Raw genomic sequence first — 19,894 nt, forward strand, 5'->3', positions numbered from 1 at the left:
TCACGGTGCGGCCGGCGCCCTTGGGAGGATATCGGATGAGCAAGATCCTGGACGTGGCGGTGATCGGCGGCGGTGTCGCCGGCACCTACTGCGCCTGGCGCCTGACGGGGCCGCAGGGCCTGAAGGAAGGTCAGCGGCGCGTGGCCCTGTTCGAATACAGCGACCGCATCGGCGGTCGGCTGTACACCAAGACCTTTCCCGGCATGCCCAATGTGGCGGCCGAGCTGGGCGGCATGCGCTACATCGTGCCGGAGAAGGACGACCCCACCTCCAACCAGCCCATGGTCAGCAACCTGATCGAGGCGCTGGACCTGCCCAGCCATGTCTTCCTCATGGGCAACCCCGAGAAGGGTGCCGATGGCCAGCCCATCGGCGAGAAGGAGAATATCCTGTACCTGCGGGGCAAGCACCTGCTGGTCAAGCAGCAGTCCGACCCCGCCCAGGTGCCCTACAACCTCAGCTGGAACGAACGCGGCAAGACGGTGAACGACCTTCAGGTCTTCGCCATGAACCTGCTGGTGCCCAACAACCAGAACCTGAGCCTGGAACAGTGGATGGAGACGCGGGTCTACGGCCACCCGCTGTACACCTACGGCTTCTGGAACCTGATGTCGCAGACCCTGAGTTCCGAGGCCTACCAGTTCATGAAGGACGCCGGCGGCTATGACGCCAACGTCGCCAACGCCAACGCGGTGGCGCAGCTGCCGGCCACGGAATACGCCAACACCGACGGCTTCCGCGCCATCACCGGCGGCTATCAGCGCCTGCCCCTGACCCTGGCGGAGCAGGCGGCCGAGCAGGGTGCCGAGATCCACATGAACCGGCGCCTGGCCAAGATCGAGAAGGACGCCGATGGCCATTACAAGCTGACCTTCATCGTCACCGAGACCCGCGTGGTCGACACCGATTTCGGCGGCGTGCATGAGGAGACCAAGGACAAGGAGGGGGTGCTGCCGGAAATCGTGCACGCTCGCGACATCATCCTGGGCCTGCCCCGCCGCTCCCTGGAACTGATCGACTGGGAGGGGTGGGATCAGAAGGGCGTGAAGGAGATGCTGTCCAGCGTCCTGATCCAGGACGCCTTCAAACTGCTGCTGGCCTATGATTATCCGTGGTGGCGGGCCATGAACCTGGTCGCGGGCCGGTCCATCACCGACCTGCCGGTGCGCCAGATCTATTATTTCGGCACGGAAGAGGACCAGCCGGGCGGGGAGAAGGGCAACACCCGTTCGCTGCTGATGGCCTCTTACAACGACATCACCACCGTCCCCTTCTGGAAGGGCCTGGAGCACGGCCCGCCCTTCATCGGCCGCCGTCCGAAGAACGTGACGCCACTGGCCAAGGAAGAGGCGGCCACCACCGGCGACGATCAGCGCGTGGTGCCCCTGGCGGAGTGCATCGCCACCGACGCCATGGTGTCCAGCGCCCACCGCCAGATCCTGGAGGTCCATGGCCTGGTGGACGTGGATCAGCCCTATTCCGCCATCTACCACGACTGGTCGGGCGACCCCTACGGCGGCGGCTGGCACGAATGGAAGGCCGGCTTCCGCTACAACCTGCTGATGCCCAAGATCCGCCAGCCGCTGGCGGCGGAGAAGGTCTACATCTGCGGCGAGGCCTATTCCAACAACCAGGGCTGGGTCGAGGGCTGCCTGCAAACGGCGGAGCATGTCCTGCGCGACAAGTTCCATCTGCCCTGGCCGGAGTATCTGACGGGCCTGCCGCCGGAAAAGATCCTGGGGCCCTGACCGTCCGTCTCCGCGCCGTCACGGGGGCCGCGGCACCATCGGCCGCGGCCCCCCAACCCATTCCCACGCCCGAAGGGTGCCGTTGCCATGAACCCCTTGCCCGACCATTTCACCGTCAGCGACTACCTCATCCAGCGCCTCTATGAGGTGGGGTTGCGCGACGTGTTCACCGTGCCTGGCGACTATGTCGCCCGCTGGTTTGATTACATCGACGATCCGGCCCGCAACCCGGACACGCCCCTGACCCGTCTGGGCTGCCGATCGGAGCTGGAGGCCGGCTATGCCGCCGACGCCTACGCCCGCCTGCGGGGCGTGGGATGCGCCGCCGTCACCTATGGCGTGGGCGCCTTCTCCCTGGTCAACCCGGTGGCGGGATCGTATGTGGAGCGGCTGCCGGTGGTCGCCATCTCCGGCAGCCCCGGCACCGCCGCCACCGACCGGCCCTTCGCCCGCACCTACAAGATCCTGCTGCATCACGCCACCGGCAACTACCGCGCCGACCGCGACGCCTATCAGCACATCACCGTGGCCGCGGAGATCATCCGCGACGCGGCGCACGCCCCGGCGGAGATCGACCGCGCCCTGGGCCTGGCGCTGGCCTACAAGCGCCCCGTCTACCTGGAACTGTGGCGCAATCTGTGGGATGCGGAGTGCGCCCGGCCCCAGGGTCCGCTGGCGGTGCCCAAATTGCCGCGTGACCAAGCGGCCATCACCCAGGCGGCGGCCGCCGCCGCCGCCCACATCACTGCCGCCGAAAGGCCCCTGTTCTGGGCCGGCATCGAGCTGCAGCGCTATGGCTTGCAGGACACCTTCCGGGACCTGCGCGTCCAGACCGGCCTGCCCTATGTCACCAGCCTGCTGGCCAAGAGCGTCCTGGCGGAAACGACGGAGGGCTTCGTCGGCACCTATACCGGGCCCTCATCCACCTATACGACCTATCAGACCGTGAAGGACGCCGACCTGCTGGTGGTGACCGGCGACCTGATCACCGATGATTACGAAGAGATCATGGAGGCCGATTTCGACACCATGATCGTGGCCTATGACAACAGCGTACGCATCGGCGCCGCCACCTACAGCGGCGTGCCGCTGGCCGATTTCCTGGCGGCCCTGGCCACCGCCCTGAAGGACCAGCCGGCGCGCCAGCCCTGGGCCACCAAGGGCCCCGCCACCATCGACCCGGACTACAGATCCTTCCCGCCCGACCTCATCACCTATGCCCGCTTCTTCCAGCGCATGGAGACATGGGTGGAGGCCGACATGACCCTGGTGCCGGATGAAAGCAGCAGCATGTATGTCAGCTGCAACATCCCGGTGAACCGCGCCAACGGCTTCGTCAGCCAGGCCGCCTGGGGCGCCATCGGCTATGCCTCGGCCGCCGGCTTCGGCCTGTCGGTGGCCGATCCCAGCGCCCGGCCGGTGGTGTTCGCGGGCGACGGCGGCTTCCAGATGGTGGCGCAGACCATCTCCAGCATGGCGCATTACGGCCGCAACCCGGTCGTCTTCATCATGGAGAACGCCATCTATGGCATCGAGCAGGCGCTGACCAACGCGGCGACCTACACCGATGACCAACCCTTCAACGCCTACAACAAAATCCCGAAGTGGGAGTATGCGGAGTTCGCCCGCGCCCTGGGCGCCAAGGCCGCCCGCGTCACCACGCTGGAGCATCTGGAACAGGCGCTGGCGGACGTGAAGGCCGATCCCACGCATGTCTGGCTGGTGCAGGTGGTGCTGCCGGAGCGGGACATCCCGTCGGAAATCCTGCGCCTGGCGACCAACACCCCGCCCAGCCCGGGTGAATGACCACCACGGCCGTCAGCGTGACGGGGGGTGGGCGGAGACGTCCACCCATCCTTGTGAGATGGTTCGCGGGCGACCGGCACCGATCCTCGGGACCGGCCGCCCTCCGATCTTAGGCCGGCCCGGCCTTACAGGGTGGCGAGCGCGGAGACCACCAGGCCATCCACCGTGCCGTCATGGCGGAAGCCGGCGGCATCGGCCGCCGGCGTCGCCAAGGGGGGATAGGCGCCGAACGCGGCCTCCAGTACCGCATCGGGGACGTAATCGACAAGGCCGGCATCCGTACCGGCGCGCCGGGCGATGGCGTCAACCAGTTCCCCCATGGGAACGCGCAGCGCGGGCAGGGTCACGGCGCCAGGCAGCAGCGCGCCGTCGACGGTGGCGGCGTGCAGCAGATTGTCGACGCAGCGGTCCAGCGACATGGCCCAAATGGTGGCGCCGGGCGACACCGGACAGGTATAGGGCCGCGCCGCCGCAAGGGCATGGAACACATCGCTCATGAAGGCCGACTTCAGGCCCGAGGCCCCGCCCGGCCGGGCCAGAATGCCGGACAAGCGGATGGCCACGGGATCGACCACCCCGCGCCGGCGGTAGTCGTCCAAGGCCAATTCCACCATGCGCTTGTGCGTGCCATAGGTCATGGCCGGCTGCGGCGGCGTGGCGTCATCCACCAGCGTCGGCAGGGGATGGCCCAGGACGGCGATGGTGCTGGTGTACACCACGCGGGGTGGCGGTTCGCCCCCGCCCCTGGCGTCGGCCACAGCCTCGATCAGGGACAGCGTACCGTCGAGGTTCACCTTGCGCGACAGCGCGGGGTCGCGCGTCGCCGCGCCCCCAGGCAGGGCCGCCAGATGGAACAGCACATCGGCCCCGTCCGCCACCAACCGGGCCCGCACGGCCGGGTCCGACAGGTCGCCCGCGACCCGGGACACGCGGACGTCATCGCAGATGGGCGGATCGAGGTCGGCCAACACCAGTCGCTCCACCACCCGACCGTCCAGGCCCTGAGCCAGAAGGCGGCGCGCCAGATGGCGGCCGACGAAGCCACCGGCACCGGTCAAGATGATCCTCATGGGGGCGCCCTTTCGCCACTGGTTCGGTCCGGCCCGCACGATAGCCCCAGGCGGGATCGGTGGCATAAACGATAGGATGGAGGGGAGGTATCGGCGGCGCCGAAGGATCATCCACCATCGGCGTATATCCGCGCAGTAGGCGACACCGCCATGATCTTGCCACTGTAGGAAGAGTTAATGCATCTGCCCCGGTGCGTCGGGGTGACCGCGCCATTAGTAATGGCGCCTTTCCGGGATGAACGACAGACGCGGCTAAGCAAATGGCTGAAAAGACACTAAAGCCTGGTACCGAATTATTGACGCGGGTGCGCCAGGCCTTTCTGACTTACGGCTACAGCGATCTCACCATGGTGGATCTGGCCGAAGCCTGTGGCTTCACGCGCCGCGCGCTGTACCATTATTTCCGCAACAAGGAAGACGCCTTCAAGGCCAGCACCTGGCATGAGAACACCATGCTGATCCGCGCGGGGCTGGAGGCCGGGGGCCGCGTGCGCCAGGCAGGCGGCAGCGCCCTGGACATCATCACCGAGGTCATGGACGTGCGCTATGGCTACGCCCGCCGCGTCCTGGCCAAGTCGCCCCATATCATCGACCTGACGGCGGAGGTACTGAAGCGCTGCCGCGACCAGATGGTCGAGGCGGCGGCCCATTTCCAGTCCCTGCTGGAAAAGCTGCTGCGGGAACTGGAGGGGGAAGGCCTGCTGCGCCTGGCGCCGGAGTTCACCCACGCCATGGCGGCGCAGACCCTGTCCGATGGCGGCCGCGCGGTGACCCAGGACCTGTCGGCCGTCCCGGATGACATGCTGACCACCCATTATCGCGCCATGTGCCGCGCCGTGCTGTACGGCTGCGCCACCCTGCCGGCCACCCTGCCGGAAAGTTCCGTCCGCTCGTCGCGCGCCAGCCTATAGCGCCCGGCGCAGGGTCAGGTTCAAGCGCCGCGCGCCCAACAGCGGATGCGCCCCGTCCTTCAGCGGCAGGATGCCGTGATGGAACAGGCGCGAGGGGCCACCCCAGACCACGACATCGCCATGGGCCAAGGGGATGCGCCGGACGGGATCCGTGCGCTTCAGCCCGCCGAACTGGAAGGTCGCGGACAGGCCCAGGGATACCGAGACGATGGGATGGCCCCTATCCCGCTCATCCCTGTCCTGGTGCAGCGTCAGCCGCGCCCCCGGTTCGTAGCGGTTGACCAGGCAGGCGTCCGGGTGGAAGCCGGGATAGCCCGCCTCTTCCGCTGCCGCCTGGGCAAGATCGCGCAACACGCCCGGCATCGCGGGCCAGGGCCGGCCGGTCATGGGATCGTCGGCGGCGTAGCGATAGCCATGCCGATCGGTGACCCAGCCGGCGGCGCCGCAATTGGTCATGGCGACCGACATTTCAAAGCCGCCGGGCGTCACCATGTGGCGGAAGGGGGCCGCCTCCGCGACCTGATCGACAGCAGACAGCAGCGCTGGAACCAGGGCCAGCGCCCAGCCGCGCAGCGCCACGGCGCCCGGCCCCAGCCCCTCCCGCGCCGGCGGGCTTGGCTCCAACCCCGCCAAAAGGTCGGCCGGCATCGGTCGCCTCAGCCCAGGCGCTCGATCAGGGCCATGGCGGCGGCGGGATTGCGCACCTTGTGGCCGCTGATGACGTAGAGGTAGACGTCCTTGCCGTCCGACGCCCAACTCTTGGCCTTCTGCGCCCAGGCATCCAGGGCGGCCTCGCTGTAGCCCTTCTCCTCCCCCTCCGTCGTGCCCATGATGCGGGCATAGGTGAAGGGGGCGGTGTCCACCTCGATTTCCGGATAGTCGCTGTCGGCGGCATGGATGACGGCGACACCGTGCCGGCGCGCCAGCGCCGCGAACTGCGGATCGCGGAAGCTGTCGTGCCGCACCTCCACCGCGTGGCGCAGCGCCCGCCCCCCGGCCTCGGCCGGCAGGGCGGCCAGGAAGGCGCCGAAATCCTCGGGGTCGAACTTCTTGGTCGGCATGAACTGCCAATTGATGGGGCCCAGCTTGTCCTTCAGCTCCAGCACGCCGCTGTCGATGAAGCGCCGCACGGACTCCGCCGCCTCCGCCAGGACGCGGCGATTGGTGGTGAAGCGCGGGCCCTTGAGGGCGAAGACGAAGTCGTCCGGCGTCTCATCATGCCACTTGGCGAAGCTCTCGGGCTTTTGCGAACCGTAATAGGTGCCGTTGATCTCGATCGAGGTCAGCTGGCGGCTGGCATATTCCAGCTCGCGCTTCTGCGTCAGGCCATCGGGGTAGAAGGCGCCGCGCCACGGCTCGTACGTCCAGCCGCCGATGCCCACGCGGATCCGGCCTTGCTTCGCCATCGTTGCCTCCCCTCGCCTGTATCGCCCAGACCCACCGGCCTGGACCGTTTCGCCGCCGCCCGACATGAAACGGGCGGCCCCGCCATAGGTGGGGCACGCCCGGGAAACGTCAACGGTGCTGGAAGACAGAACGCGCTCAGGCCTTCAGCCGTTCCGCGTGCCATTCCAGATGGTCGCGCATGAAGGTGGAGATGAAGAAGTAGGAATGGTCGTACCCCTCCTGCAGCCGCAGGGTCAGGGGAATGCCGGCGGTGGCGCAGGCCTGGCGCAGCAGTTCCGGCCGCAGCTGGTTTTCCAGGAAGCTGTCGGCCGTGCCCTGGTCCACCAGCAAGTCGGGCACCCGCGCGCCGTCCTCGATCAGGGCCACGGTGTCATGCCGGCGCCAGGCGGCCGGGTCATCGCCCAGATAGCCGGGCAGCGCCTTGTGTCCCCACGGCACCTGGGTGGGCGCCACGATGGGCGCGAAGGCGGAAACGGACTTGAACCGGCCGGGATGGCGCAGCGCCACGGTCAGGGCGCCGTGACCGCCCATGGAATGGCCGGTGATGCCCTGGCGGTCCATGTCGACGGGGAAGTTGGCGGCCACCACCTCCGGCAATTCCTTGGTCACGTAGGACCACATGCGGAAATGTGGCGCCCAGGGCGCCTGCGTGGCATCGACGTAGAAGCCCGCCCCCTGGCCCATGTCCCAGGCGGTGTCATCGGCCACGCCCTCGCCCCGGGGGCTGGTGTCGGGGCAGACGATGATCAGGCCCAGGTCGGCCGCCGCCTGGCGGAACTCCCCCTTGTCGGTGACGTTGGCGTGGGTGCAGGTCAGGCCCGACAGGTACCAGACCACGGGCAGCTTAGCGCCACCCCCCTCTGCTGCTTGGGCCACCTGTGGCGGCAGGAAGACGCTGAACACCATGGGCGTGCCGGTCTCGGTCGAGGCGTGGCGATAGACGCCCTGGGTCCCGCCGTGGCTGCGGCTGGTGGATACGGTCTCAAGGGTCATGGGGTGCCTCCAGACATGAGAAGACCGGGCGCGGCGGCCGCGCCCGGTCCTGACGATGGATCAAATCAATACACCACCACCGAGCGGATGGACTCGCCGGCGTGCATGAGGTCGAAGCCCTTGTTGATCTCATCCAGGCTGAGGGTGTGGGTGATCATCGGGTCGATCTGGATCTTTCCGTTCATGTACCAGTCGACGATCTTCGGCACGTCGGTGCGGCCGCGGGCGCCGCCGAAGGCCGACCCCTTCCACACGCGGCCCGTCACCAACTGGAAGGGACGGGTGGAGATTTCCTTGCCGGCCTCGGCCACGCCGATGACGACGGACACGCCCCAGCCGCGATGGCAGGCTTCCAGCGCCTGGCGCATCACCACGGTGTTGCCGGTGCAGTCGAAGGTGTAGTCGGCACCGCCCTCGGTCAGGGCAACCAGGTGCTGGACGATGTCGCCCTCCACCTTCTTCGGGTTCACGAAATGGGTCATGCCGAAGCGGCGGCCCCATTCCTCCTTGCTGTCGTTGATGTCGACGCCGACGATCTTGTCCGCGCCCACCATCTTGGCGCCCTGGATGACGTTCAGGCCAATGCCGCCCAAGCCGAAGACGACGACGTTGGCGCCGGGCTCGACCTTCGCCGTCTTCACCACCGCGCCCACGCCCGTGGTCACACCGCAGCCGATGTAGCAGGAGGTGTTGAAGGGCGCGTCCTCCCGGATCTTCGCCACGGCGATTTCCGGCAGCACCGTGAAGTTGGAAAAGGTGGAGCAGCCCATGTAGTGGAAAATGGGCTGGCCCTTGTAGCTGAAGCGGCTGGTGCCATCGGGCATCAGGCCCTTGCCCTGGGTGGCGCGGATGGCGGTGCACAGGTTGGTCTTGCCGGAGAGGCAGGACTTACACTGGCGGCATTCCGGCGTGTACAGCGGAATGACGTGGTCGCCCGGCTTCACACTGGTGACGCCCGGCCCCACCTCGCGCACGATGCCGGCGCCTTCATGACCCAGGATGGAGGGGAACAGCCCCTCGCTATCCAGGCCGTCCAGGGTGTAGGCATCGGTGTGGCAAATGCCGGTCGCCATGATCTCGACCAGGACCTCGCCCATCTTCGGGCCTTCCAGGTCCACTTCCACGATTTCCAGGGGCTTCTTCGCCTCGAACGCCACGGCGGCACGGGTCTTCATGGGTGCGTTTCCTATCTGGTGCAGGATTAATGCCGGCACGATCCCCCGCCCAAGTAAGCGCCCGGGGCGGGAGAGGCCGGTCCGTGAGCCGCCACCTTACGCCAAGGTGGGCGGTTTCGTCCGCCCGACTATAGTATCGCTTTCCCTGGCAACGGTGTTCTTTCCATGCTCATCGAGAACCTGACCGACATCACCATCTTCATCCGCGTGGTCGCCACGGGCAGCCTGTCGGCGGCGGCGCGGGAGCTGGACCTGTCCTTGGCGGTGGTGTCCAAGCGGTTGGCGCGGCTTGAGGAACGGCTGGGCGTGCGCCTGGCCAACCGCACCACCCGGCGCTTCAGCCTGACGGATGAGGGTTTGGAGTTCCATGAGCGCTGCGTGCGCATCGTGGCCGATTTGGAGGAGGCGCAGGATCTGGTGGCCAGCCGCCGCCGCGCCGCCACCGGCCTGCTGCGGGTGACGGCCACCGCCGCCTTCGCCCGCCGCCACATCGCCCCCCGCCTGCCCCGCTTCCACGCCCAATATCCCGACGTGCGGGTACAGGTGCTGGTGACCGACACGGTGGTGGATTTGGTGGAGGCCGGCATCGACGTCGCCATCCGCCAGGCGGCCCTACCCGACAGCAGCCTGATGGTGCGCTTGCTGGCGCCCAACTACCGCGTCCCCTGCGCCGCCCCGGCCTATCTGGCCCAGCATGGTGAGCCGGCGACGCCGCAGGATCTGCTGCACCACCACTGCATCGTCATGGGCGACCCGCCCATGTCCACTTGGCGCTTCTACTGCCGGGAAGCCGAGGGGGAGCCGGTGGCCGTGGAAATCCGACCCCTGATCCAGACCAACGATGGCGAGGTCGGGCATGCCGCAGCCCTGGCCGGGTCCGGCATCGTCATGAAATCCATCTGGGACATCTGTGACGACCTGGCCACCGGCCGGCTGAAAGGCCTGCTGCCGCGCTACCACTCCCCGGCGCCCGCCATCCAGGCCGTCTACCCCGCCGGCCGCCACGCCGCCGCCAAGCTGCGCGCCTTCCTGGATTTCTTGTCGGCGGAACTGAAGGCCGATCCGTGCTGGGATGTGGCCAATCGAGCGCCACGAAAAGACCAGTGATGGCAGCCGCCGGCGTTAAGTCAGATATGGCCGGCCATCGCCTAATCTGTCCTCAAGCCGCCGAACGCCCAATGGAGTCTCCTCCATTTGGATGATCTGCTTCAATAATGTTTCCCAGATGCGGGTTACGGCATCTCACCCGAGACGGCAATGATCCATTGGGTGCCCGGGGGGGCGGTCTTGTTCAGCGATGGCAACTGGAATTGGCCCGCGCCGATGTTGCCGCCGAACTTGACGCCTATGACCGCAAAGAGCGCCTGGTTGAGGGCGGCGGAGAGGGCCTGACCGTTACAGTATTCCCAGCCACGGGGAAGCGACTGGCCAGCCCACAGGACGATCGTACCGATGATTGGTTCCATAAAGAATTCCCCTGATCAAAATACCATTCAAGGGCTGTATATTAGATTTTCATTCAACTTAATCAACGTAATATTTTGACATATTCCATCTATAGAAGTCATGATTTGCCACTTTCTATCATAAGCAACAGACCCAGGCCCAGGCAGATAAAAATCTGCAGGCAAACAGACCCAGCTTCGCCACTAGCTACAATACACCGCTGTCACGCCCCCGCCGGCAGCCTGATCTCAAAGGCCACGCCCTGGGGCGTCACCGGCTCCGCGCGCACGTCGCCGCCGTGGGCGCGGGCGATGGCTTGGACGACGGCCAGGCCCAGGCCGGTGCCGCCGCTGATGCGGGCGCGGGATTCATCGGCGCGCCAGAAGGGATCGAAGGCGTGGGTTTCCATGCCCGGGGGCAGGCCGGGGCCCTCATCCACGACGCGCAGGACGACGCTGGCGCCCTCCAGGCCGGTCGTCACCTGGGCCCGGCCGGGGGCGGCGTAGCGGCGGGCATTCTCCAGCAGGGCCAGCAGGGCCTGGCGCACGCGGGCGCCGTCGGCCGAGACCTGGACGGGCCGCAACTCCGTCTCGATGGCCAAGCCGGCGGCGGCGCAGCTGGGCCCCACCAGCGCCACCACGGCCGCCGCTTCCGCCGCCACGTCCACCTGGTCGCGGCGCAGTTCCAGGCGCCCGCTTTGCGCCAGGGTCAGCAGCTTCAGGTCGTCGACGATGCGGGTCAGCAGGTCGACCTGCCCGACCAAGCCATGGAACGCTGCTGTGTCGGGGGTGAAGACGCCATCTGCGTAACCTTGCAGGCGGCCCCGCAGGATGGTCAGCGGCGTGCGCAGCTCATGCGCGATGGCGACGTTCCAGGTGCGCATCTCGATGACGGCGCGTTCTAGCTGCGCGGCCATGGCGTTGAAGTCTTGGACCAGTTGCCGGGTTTCCTGGAAGGCGCTGGCGTCCACCTGGGCGCGCGCGGTCAGGTCGCCGCCGGCGATGCGCTGCGCCGCTCCGGCGACGGCGTCCAGGGGGGCGATCAGCCGGCGGGCGAAGCGCACCGCCACCCGGGCAGCCAGGGCCACGCCCAGCATGCCCAGCACCGCCGTGACCGTCCAATCCATCACACGCTGCCAGATCCCCGGCGGATGGTGGAGGACCTCGGGCCACAGGCGGAAGACCACGGTGAAGAAGGTGGTGATGCCCGCGGTCATAAGCACCAGCGCCAGGCCCGTGACCGCGGCCATGGACAGCACCAGCTGGCGGTTCAGGCCGGTGATTCGCCGCAGGCCCCAGAAATCCCCCAGTCTCATGGTCATCCCCCCGTCAGAGCGGCGGGCCCAGGCGATAGCCCACGCCCCGCACCCCTTCCATGAAACCGCCGGCCCCGGCTGCCTGCAGCTTGCGCCGGATGTTGCTGGCATGGCTGTCGATGGTGCGCTCCAGCGTGTCGCCTTCCGGCAGGCAGGCGTCGATCAGTTCCGCCCGGGTGAAGGCGCGGGTGGGGGAGCGCATCATGTGGGCCAGGATGCGGAACTCCGTCAGCGTCAGATCCAGCCGGCCCCGCCCCGCATCGGTCGTCACCGTGGCCATGTGGGCGGTGAGGTCCAGTTCCAGCGGCCCCAGGCGCAGCAGGGTCTGACCTTCGGCCGACCGGGTGCGGCGCAGCACGGCCTTGACCCGGGCCACCACCTCCAGCGGGTTGAACGGCTTCACGATATAGTCGTCGGCGCCGATGCGCAGGGCCTGCAGCTTGTCCAGGTCCTCGCTCAGCGCCGTGACCATGATGACGGGCGTGTCGCCCCGCCGGCGCAGCTCCGCCAGCACCTCGTAGCCATCCACCTTGGGCATCTTGACGTCCAGGATGACCAGGTCGGGCGGCAGGGCCCGGTGCAGGTCCAGCGCCACCTGGCCGTTGATGGCGGTGACGGTGCGCAGGCCCTCCCGCTCCAGATAGCCTTGCAGGATGCTGGCGATCTCGGGCTCGTCCTCGGCAATCAGCACCAGGGAACTCATCGCGTCACCCCCTCACCGCCGTCTCCGGCGGGGTCATTTGATGCCGCCGCCCAGCACCTGGTACAGGGTGACCAAGTTGCTGGCGTCCGTCAGGCGGACCGAAACCAGGGTCTGCTGCGCGGAATACAGGGTGCGTTGCGCGTCCAGGGCGTTCAGGTAGCTGTCCGCCCCTTGCGCGTAGCGGGCCTGGGACAGGTCATAGCTGGTCTGGGCGCTGCGGACCGTGGCCTGCTGCGCGTCCAGCTGTTCGGCGATGGTACCACGGCGGGCCAGCGCGTCCGCCACCTCCCTGAATGCGGTCTGGATGGTCTTCTCGTACGTCGCCACCGCCGCCTGCTGCGTGGCCTTGGCATAATCCAGGTTGGCCTGGTTGGCGCCATTGTCGAAGAGGGGCACTGAAACGGACGGCGTGAAGCTCAGCGACTGCGACCGGGCCTGGAACAGGTTGCCGAAGGCGGAACTGGCGAACCCGGCCGCCGTCGTCAGGCTGACGGTGGGGAAGAAGGCGGCGCGGGCGGCCCCGATATTGGCGTTGGCCGCCTTGAGGCTGTGTTCCGCTGACAGCACGTCCGGCCGGTTCAGCAGCACGTCGGTGCTCATGCCCGCCGGCAGGGCCGCCAGGGTGAAGACACGGCCCTCGACCCCGTCCGGCAGGCGGGCGGGGTCCACCGGCGCACCCGTCAGGATCTCCAGCGCGTTCAGATCCTGTGCCACCTGGGTGGTATAGCTGGCGACGTTGGCGCGCGCGGTCTGATAGACGGTGTCGGCCTCCGCCGCATCCAGCCGGGTGGCGACACCGTTGGTGAGGCGCTTGCGCGTCACCTCCGCCGAGCGCTGGGCGCTTTCCATCGTCGTCTGTGCGATACGCAGCAGGCTCTTGTCGGCGGCGTAGGTGATGTAGGCGGTGGCGACCTCGGAAATGAGGCTGATGCGGGTGGCCCGCGCCGTTTCCTCCTGCGCCAGATAGGTTTCCAGTTCGGCCCGGGTCAGGCTGGCGACGCGGCCGAACAGGTCAGCCTCGAAGGCGCTGACGCCGATGCCGGCGGACAGCGACTTGGTCTCCCGCCGCGTACCGCCGGCGCCCGTGCGGCTGTAGCCGGCGCTGCCCGTGGCATCCACGGTGGGCAGCCGCGCGGCGTCCTGCACCTGATACTTGGCCCGGGCGGCCAGCACGTTCTGCACCGCCACCCGCAGGTCCCGGTTGTTGTCCAGCGCCTGGCCAACGACAGCGCGCAGGTCGGCATCAACGAAAAAGTCCTGCCACCCCGTCTCCGCCGCTGCCTTTTCCGTCGCGCCCTTCGCCGCTGCCGGCGGGGCATAGGCGCTGCCCTTGGGCCAGGCGGCTGGAACCGGGGCGGCCGGGCGTTGGTAATCCGGGTCCAGGGAAATACAGCCCGTCAGCAGGCCCAGAACCAACAGGGACGGGGCGCTACGCATAAGTCCGCGCGTCATCACACGCCCTCCGACTGGGTATCTTCCTTGGGCCCGCCACCATGCTTGCCGGCCAGGTCGCCGCCGAACAGCTTGCGCACCAGGACGTAGAACAGGGGCACGAAGAAGATGGCCAGCACCGTGGCTGAGACCACGCCGCCCACCACGCCGGTGCCGATGTCGTTCTGGCTGCCGGCCCCGGCCCCGGTGGCCAGCGCCAGGGGCAGCACGCCGGCGACGAACGCCAGCGAGGTCATGAGGATGGGGCGCAGGCGCAGACGCGCGCCTTCAATGGCGGCGCGCACCGTGGGCACGCCCCGTTTCTCCGCCGCCTCCGCGAACTCCACGATCAGGATGGCGTTCTTGGCCGACAGGCCGATGGTGGTCAGCAGGCCCACCTGGAAATAGATGTCGTTGCTGAGGCCCCGCAGGGTGGCCGCCGTGACGGCGCCCAGGACGCCCAGCGGGATGACCAGCAGAACGGACACCGGGATGGACCAGCTTTCGTAAAGCGCCGCCAGGCAGAGGAAGACCACCAGAATGGACAGGGCGTACAGCATGGGCGCCTGGCCGCTGGACAACCGCTCCTGATAGGACAGGCCGCTCCACGACAGGCTGGTGCCCGGCGGCAACTGACCCACCAGCCTCTCCATGGTGTTCATGGCGTCGCCGGAACTGGTGTCACCCGCCGCGGCACCCTGGATTTCCAGGGCGGCCAGGCCGTTGAACCGCTGCAACTGCGGCGGCCCCATCTCCCAGCGGGCCTTGGCGAACGCGGTGAAGGGCGCCATGGTGCCGCTGGAGCCCTTGACGTACCAGGCCGCCAGATCTTCCGGCGAGGAGCGATAGGGCGCGTCGGCCTGGACATAGACGCGCTTCACGCGCCCCCGGTCGATGAAGTCGTTGACGTAGTTGGACCCCCACGCCCCGCTCAGCGTGCTGGTCACATCGCTGATGGACAGGCCCAGGGCCGTCGCCTTGGCCTGGTCGATGTCGATCTTCAGCTGCGGCGTGTCGTCCAGGCCGTTGGGACGGACGGCCTGCAGGGTCTTGTCCTGCGCCGCCAAGCCCAGCAGCTGGTTGCGGGCGGCCATCAGGCCGGCATGGCCCAGGGTGCCGTTGTCCTGCAGCCACATGTCGAAGCCGTTGGATTGGCCCAGGCCCTGGATGGACGGCGGGATGAGGGAGAAGATTTGCGCGTCGCGGACGCTGGACAGGCTCTTGGTCGCGCGGGCGGCGATGGCCTGCGCCTTGTTTTCCGCCCCCGGCCGCAGGCTCCAATCCTTCAGGGCCAGGAAGGCCATGCCGGCGTTCTGGCCCGACCCGGCGAAGCTGAACCCGGCCACGGTGAACAGCGTGCGCACCGTGTCCTTCTCGTTCTCCAGGAAATACTTCTCGATGGCGCGGGACACCTGGTCGGTGCGGGCGTAGGTGGCGCCCACCGGCAGGGTGTACTGCACCATGATGCTGCCCTGGTCCTCATCGGGCAGGAAGCTGGTCGGCAGGCGGACGAACAGCAGGGCCATGGCGCCGACGATGACCCCATAGGTCAGCATGAACAGGGCCGGCCGGCCGATGATGCCCCCCAGGCGGCGGGCGTAGCCGTCCTGCCCCCGATCGAAATTGCGGTTGAACCAACCGGCCAGGCCCTTGGTATGGCCGTGGCCATTGGGCTTGAGCAGGGTGGCGCACAGCGCCGGCGACAGCACCAGGGCCACCACCACCGACAGGGCCATGGCCGAGACGATGGTGACGGAGAACTGGCGGTAGATCACGCCCACGGAACCGCCGAAGAAGGCCATGGGCAGGAACACGGCGGACAGCACCATGGCGATGCCCACCAGCGCGCCGGTGATCTCATCCATGGACTTGGCCGTGGCCTCGTACGGGGACAGCTTCTCCTCGCGCATGATGCGCTCGACGTTCTCCACCACCACGATGGCGTCGTCCACCAGCAGGCCTATGGCCAGCACCATGGCGAACAGGGTCAAGGTGTTGATGGAGTAACCGGCCGCCGACAGCACGCCGAAGGTGCCCAGCAGCACCACGGGCACGGCGATGGCCGGGACCAGCACCGCCCGCCAGCTCTGCAGGAAGACGAACATCACGATGACCACCAGGATGATGGCCTCGATCAGGGTCTTGATCACCTCATGGATGGACAGCTTCACGAAGGCGGTGCTGTCGCGGGGATAGGCGATCTTGTAGCCGGCGGGGAAGTTGTGGGCCATGGCCTCCACCTTGGCCTTCACGGCCGCGGCGGTCTTCATGGCATTGGCGCCGGAGGCCAGCTGCAGGGCCATGCCCGAGGCCGGGTGGCCGTTCAGCCGGGTGCTGACGCTGTAATCCTCGTTACCCAGTTCCACGCGCGCCACGTCGCTGAGGTGCACGGTGGCGCCGTCGGTCAACGTCTTGACGATGATGTTGCGGAACTGGTCCGGCGTCTGCAGCCGGGACATGGCGGTGACGGTGGCGTTCAGCTGCTGGGTGGCGGCGGAGGGCCGGGCGCCGATCTCACCCGCCGTCACCTGGGTGTTCTGTGCCTCGATGGCGGACTCGATGTCCGACGGCATCAGGCCATAGCTGTGCAGCTTGTGCGGGTCCAGCCAGATGCGCATGGCGTACTGCGAGCCGAACACGCGGGTGGCGCCCACGCCGCTGACGCGGCTCAGCGGGTCCTGCAGGTTGCTGACCAGGAAGTCGGCCACATCGGCGCTGGTCGCCTTGTCCGTCTCGTCATAGACGGCGACGACCATCAGGAAATCGGTCTGCGCCTTGGCGACGGTGATGCCCTGTTGCTGCACCTGGGTGGGCAGGCGGCTGGTGGCCTGCGACACCTTGTTCTGCACCTGCACCTGGGCCACGTCGGGGTTGGTGCCCTGCTCGAACGTCACGCTGATACTGGCGTCGCCGTCGGAGCTGCTGCTGGAACTGAAGTACAGCAGGTGGTCGATGCCGGTCAGCTGCTGTTCCAGGACCTGCACCACGCTGCTCTCCACCGCCTCGGCCGAGGCGCCGGGGTAGGAGGCGCTGATCGAGACGGAGGGTGGGGCGATGTCCGGGTATTGCGAGATCGGCAGGGTGAAGATGGCCAGCACGCCGAACAGCATGATGACGATGGCGATGACCCAGGCGAAGATGGGCCGGTCGATGAAATAGCGTGCGAACATGGCGCCTTACTTCCCGCTGCCCGATGTGGGCGCCTTGGCGGACAGGTCGACCTCCACCGGCGTCACCGCCTGGCCGACCCTGGCCTTCATCGACCCCTCGACGATCAGGCGGTCACCCTCCTTCAGGCCATCGGTTACCAGCCACTTGTCACCCACCGTGCGGTCCACGGTCAGCACGCGTTGCTCCACCTTGTTGTCGGCGGTCACCACCAGGGCGATGGGGTCGCTTTTGGGATTGCGCGACACGCCCTGCTGCGGCGCTAGGATGGCGTTGGGCATCATGCCCTGTTCCACCGTCGCGCGCACATACATGCCGGGCAGCAGCATTTCCTCCGGGTTGGGGAACAGGGCCCGCAGGGTCACGGCGCCGGAGTCCTGATCCACCGACACCTCGGCGAACTTGAGCGTGCCGGGCGTGGGATAGGCCGTCCCGTCCTCCAGCTTCAGGGTCACCTGCGCGTCCCCCTTGCCCAGGCCGCCGGAAATCAGGCGCCGCTTCAGCGCCGTCATCTCCATGCTGGATTGGGTGATGTCGACGTAGATGGGGTCCAACTGGGTGATGGTGGCCAGCGCCGTCGTCTGGTCCGCCGTCACCAGCGCGCCCTCCGTGATGCTGGACCGGCCGATGCGGCCACTGATGGGGGCGGTGATGCGGGTATAGTCCAGGTTCACCTTGGCGGCCTTTACCGCCGCCCGGTCGGCGACGATGGTGGCCTGCCCCTGCTGATAAGCGGCGCGGGCGTCGTCGTAATCCTGGCGGCTGACGCCCTCGACCTTCACCAGTTCGGCATAGCGCTCGGCCTTGGATTTCAGGCTGATCAGGTTGGCCTCGGCGTTAGCCAGGTTCCCCTGGGCCTGCTCATAGGCCGCCTCATAGGGTGCCGGGTCGATCTGGTAGAGCAACTGGCCGGCCTGGACCAGGGCGCCCTCCTCGAACAGGCGCTTCTGGATGATGCCGGCCACCTGCGGCCGGACGTCGGAGACGCGATGGGCGCTGGTGCGGCCCGCCAGTTCGGCCTTCAGCGGCACCGTCTGGGTGTGCAGGACGACGTAACCCACCTGCGGCGGCGGTGGGGCCGCCGCCTCCTGTTTCTTGTCGCACGCCGTCAGGACCAGCAGGCTCAGCAGGGGGGCGACCACAGGGGCCGAAAAACTCAGTCGCTTCAACATCTCGGTCGTCATCCTGACGGTTACGGCGGCCATGGAATGATGGGCAGCCCGGCGCCCACGCCACCGGGTGGCGGGGCCAGGATAGCAAAATGGCCAGTAATCCGAGATGGGGTACGCGAGCTTCGTGGAGATTATGTGGAGGGCCGGTCCACACGGCGTGGGCCGGCCCCTTCCGATCTCATTTTCCAAATCACCCTAAGGCATTGGTCAGCACGATGCCGCCGCCACCTTCAGGCTGGCCGCCGCGCGCCGGTCCTGGGCCCAGCCCAGCAGGGCCAACAGCAGGCCGCCGCCGGCCACGGCCGCGCCGGCGAACGCCACCGCCTCATAGCCATAGCCGCCGTCGATCACCAGGCCACCCAGGAAGGCGCCGCCAGCGTTGCCCAGGTTGAAGGCGCCGATGTTGAGCGAGGCCGCCAGGTTGGGGGCATCACCCGCCTTTTCCAGCACCCGCATCTGCAGGGGCGGCACGGTGGCGAAGGCGGCCACGCCCCAGACGAACAAGGTGGCGATGGACGTCACCGCGTTGTGCATGGTGACGGAAAACACGGCCAGCACCAGGCCCAGCGACGCCAGCACGCCGACCAGGGTGGGCATCAGGGCCCGGTCCGCCAGCTTGCCGCCCAGCACATTGCCCAGGGTCAGGCCCAGGCCGAAGACCAGCAGGGCGCTGGTGACGGCGGTGGGCGACAATCCCGCCGCATGTTCCAGGATGGGGGTGATATAGGTGAAGACCAGGAACACCCCGCCGAAGCCCAGCACCGTGGTGGCCAGCGCCACCAGCACGGCCGGCCGTTTCAGCACCGCGATCTCCGCCGCCAGGCTACCCTGTTCCGACGCCGCCACCGGTGGCACCAGCGCCGCCACGGCAGCAGCCGCCGCCAGGCCCAGGCCGGCCACGGCCCAGAAGGTGGCGCGCCAGCCGAAATGCTGGCCGATCAGGGTGCCCAACGGCACGCCCAGGATGTTGGCCAGGGTCAGGCCGGTGAACATCAGGGCGATGGCGCTGGCCCGCCGCTCCGCCGGCACCAGGCTGGCGGCAACGACGGAGCCGATGCCGAAGAAGGACCCATGGGTGAAACTGGCGACGATGCGCGCCACCATCAGCAGGGTATAGCTGGTGGACAGCGCGGCCAGGACGTTGCCAACGATGAACAGGCCCATCAGGCTGATCAGCAGGACTTTTCGCGGCAGCTTGCCCGTGGTCAAGGTCAGGATGGGGGCGCCGACCACCACGCCCAGGGCGTAGCCGGAAATGAGCAGGCCGGCCATGGGGATGGAAACGCCCAGGTCCGTCGCCACATCGGGCAGCAGGCCCATGATGACGAATTCCGTGGTGCCGATGGCGAACGCCGCGGCCGCCAGGGCGAAAAGGGGAAGGGGCATGGCTATCACTCCGCCTCGTGCGCTCGGCCGCAGGGGAAAAATCGCGTCGGCGGCCTATCTGTTTGGTGTCGTCCACACCCTCGCCCCTTTCGCGTCTGCGAAAAACGGGATGGTTATGGAAGCACTCTTCACGTTTTGGAAAGAGTGACTTGGCAACGGCGCC

Annotated in this window: 17 protein-coding genes; 5 read left to right on the plus strand and 12 right to left on the minus strand. The window is 67.8% G+C overall.

What is annotated here, in order from left to right:
* Nucleotides 1–35: 35 nt before the first annotated feature.
* Both FBZ90_RS21475 and FBZ90_RS21480 read left to right on the plus strand, forming a co-directional pair.
* Nucleotides 36–1,748 (plus strand): flavin monoamine oxidase family protein, encoded by a 1,713-nt coding sequence (locus FBZ90_RS21475; RefSeq protein WP_145735037.1) that lies wholly within the window; start codon nucleotides 36–38, stop codon nucleotides 1,746–1,748.
* An 87-nt stretch (nucleotides 1,749–1,835) separates the two neighbouring features.
* A complete protein-coding gene (locus FBZ90_RS21480; RefSeq protein ID WP_145735038.1) occupies nucleotides 1,836–3,554 on the plus strand; it encodes an alpha-keto acid decarboxylase family protein in 1,719 nt (572 codons plus the stop codon).
* A 125-nt stretch (nucleotides 3,555–3,679) separates the two neighbouring features.
* Here the strand turns inward: FBZ90_RS21480 and FBZ90_RS21485 are convergent, their stop codons facing one another.
* Nucleotides 3,680–4,624 (minus strand): NAD-dependent epimerase/dehydratase family protein, encoded by a 945-nt coding sequence (locus FBZ90_RS21485; protein WP_145735039.1) that lies wholly within the window; start codon nucleotides 4,622–4,624, stop codon nucleotides 3,680–3,682.
* 260 nt (nucleotides 4,625–4,884) lie between these two features.
* Here FBZ90_RS21485 and FBZ90_RS21490 point away from each other — a divergent pair, with 260 nt between their 5' ends.
* Nucleotides 4,885–5,535, plus strand: coding sequence for a TetR/AcrR family transcriptional regulator (locus FBZ90_RS21490; RefSeq protein ID WP_145735040.1), 651 nt, complete (start codon nucleotides 4,885–4,887; stop codon nucleotides 5,533–5,535).
* Here FBZ90_RS21490 and alkB read toward each other — a convergent pair.
* From alkB to FBZ90_RS21510, 4 genes are all read right to left on the minus strand, one after another.
* On the minus strand, nucleotides 5,530–6,183 hold the full coding sequence (alkB, locus tag FBZ90_RS21495; protein ID WP_145735041.1) for a DNA oxidative demethylase AlkB: 654 nt from the start codon (nucleotides 6,181–6,183) through the stop codon (nucleotides 5,530–5,532). The two genes, FBZ90_RS21490 and alkB, sit on opposite strands and share 6 nt — an antisense overlap.
* 8 nt (nucleotides 6,184–6,191) lie before the next feature.
* Nucleotides 6,192–6,941: a DUF72 domain-containing protein gene (locus FBZ90_RS21500; RefSeq protein WP_145735042.1), complete on the minus strand. Its 750-nt coding sequence runs from the start codon at nucleotides 6,939–6,941 to the stop codon at nucleotides 6,192–6,194.
* 136 nt (nucleotides 6,942–7,077) lie between these two features.
* The gene (gene fghA / locus FBZ90_RS21505; RefSeq protein WP_145735043.1) at nucleotides 7,078–7,935 is read right to left on the minus strand and encodes an S-formylglutathione hydrolase; all 858 of its coding nucleotides are present in this window, start codon (nucleotides 7,933–7,935) and stop codon (nucleotides 7,078–7,080) included.
* 65 nt (nucleotides 7,936–8,000) lie between these two features.
* Nucleotides 8,001–9,110 (minus strand): S-(hydroxymethyl)glutathione dehydrogenase/class III alcohol dehydrogenase, encoded by a 1,110-nt coding sequence (locus FBZ90_RS21510; protein ID WP_145735044.1) that lies wholly within the window; start codon nucleotides 9,108–9,110, stop codon nucleotides 8,001–8,003.
* A 165-nt stretch (nucleotides 9,111–9,275) separates the two neighbouring features.
* Between FBZ90_RS21510 and FBZ90_RS21515 the strand changes: the two genes are divergently transcribed.
* Nucleotides 9,276–10,217, plus strand: coding sequence for a LysR family transcriptional regulator (locus tag FBZ90_RS21515; protein ID WP_145735045.1), 942 nt, complete (start codon nucleotides 9,276–9,278; stop codon nucleotides 10,215–10,217).
* A 125-nt stretch (nucleotides 10,218–10,342) separates the two neighbouring features.
* Here FBZ90_RS21515 and FBZ90_RS21520 read toward each other — a convergent pair whose 3' ends face one another.
* From FBZ90_RS21520 to FBZ90_RS21550, 7 genes are all read right to left on the minus strand, one after another.
* Nucleotides 10,343–10,576, minus strand: a complete 234-nt coding sequence (locus FBZ90_RS21520) for a phage tail protein (protein ID WP_145735046.1) — start codon at nucleotides 10,574–10,576, stop codon at nucleotides 10,343–10,345.
* Between the two features lie 203 nt (nucleotides 10,577–10,779).
* Entirely contained in the window at nucleotides 10,780–11,871 is a 1,092-nt protein-coding gene (locus FBZ90_RS21525; protein WP_145735047.1) for an ATP-binding protein, read from the minus strand.
* Nucleotides 11,872–11,884: 13 nt separating this feature from the next.
* Nucleotides 11,885–12,574: a response regulator gene (locus FBZ90_RS21530; protein ID WP_145735048.1), complete on the minus strand. Its 690-nt coding sequence runs from the start codon at nucleotides 12,572–12,574 to the stop codon at nucleotides 11,885–11,887.
* Nucleotides 12,575–12,607: 33 nt separating this feature from the next.
* On the minus strand, nucleotides 12,608–14,026 hold the full coding sequence (locus tag FBZ90_RS21535) for an efflux transporter outer membrane subunit (RefSeq protein ID WP_246130651.1): 1,419 nt from the start codon (nucleotides 14,024–14,026) through the stop codon (nucleotides 12,608–12,610).
* On the minus strand, nucleotides 14,026–17,175 hold the full coding sequence (locus FBZ90_RS21540; protein WP_145735049.1) for an efflux RND transporter permease subunit: 3,150 nt from the start codon (nucleotides 17,173–17,175) through the stop codon (nucleotides 14,026–14,028). The genes FBZ90_RS21535 and FBZ90_RS21540 overlap by 1 nt, the downstream gene beginning before the upstream one ends.
* A gap of 6 nt (nucleotides 17,176–17,181) precedes the next feature.
* Entirely contained in the window at nucleotides 17,182–18,345 is a 1,164-nt protein-coding gene (locus tag FBZ90_RS21545) for an efflux RND transporter periplasmic adaptor subunit (protein ID WP_246130653.1), read from the minus strand.
* A 207-nt stretch (nucleotides 18,346–18,552) separates the two neighbouring features.
* Entirely contained in the window at nucleotides 18,553–19,731 is a 1,179-nt protein-coding gene (locus tag FBZ90_RS21550) for an MFS transporter (protein ID WP_145735051.1), read from the minus strand.
* Between FBZ90_RS21550 and FBZ90_RS27955 the strand changes: the two genes are divergently transcribed.
* Nucleotides 19,730–19,879 (plus strand): hypothetical protein, encoded by a 150-nt coding sequence (locus tag FBZ90_RS27955; protein WP_186455973.1) that lies wholly within the window; start codon nucleotides 19,730–19,732, stop codon nucleotides 19,877–19,879. The two genes, FBZ90_RS21550 and FBZ90_RS27955, sit on opposite strands and share 2 nt — an antisense overlap.
* The last annotated feature ends 15 nt before the right edge of the window (nucleotides 19,880–19,894 follow it).

It is taken from the genome of Nitrospirillum pindoramense (genome assembly GCF_007827955.1).
Classification (GTDB): domain Bacteria; phylum Pseudomonadota; class Alphaproteobacteria; order Azospirillales; family Azospirillaceae; genus Nitrospirillum; species Nitrospirillum amazonense_B.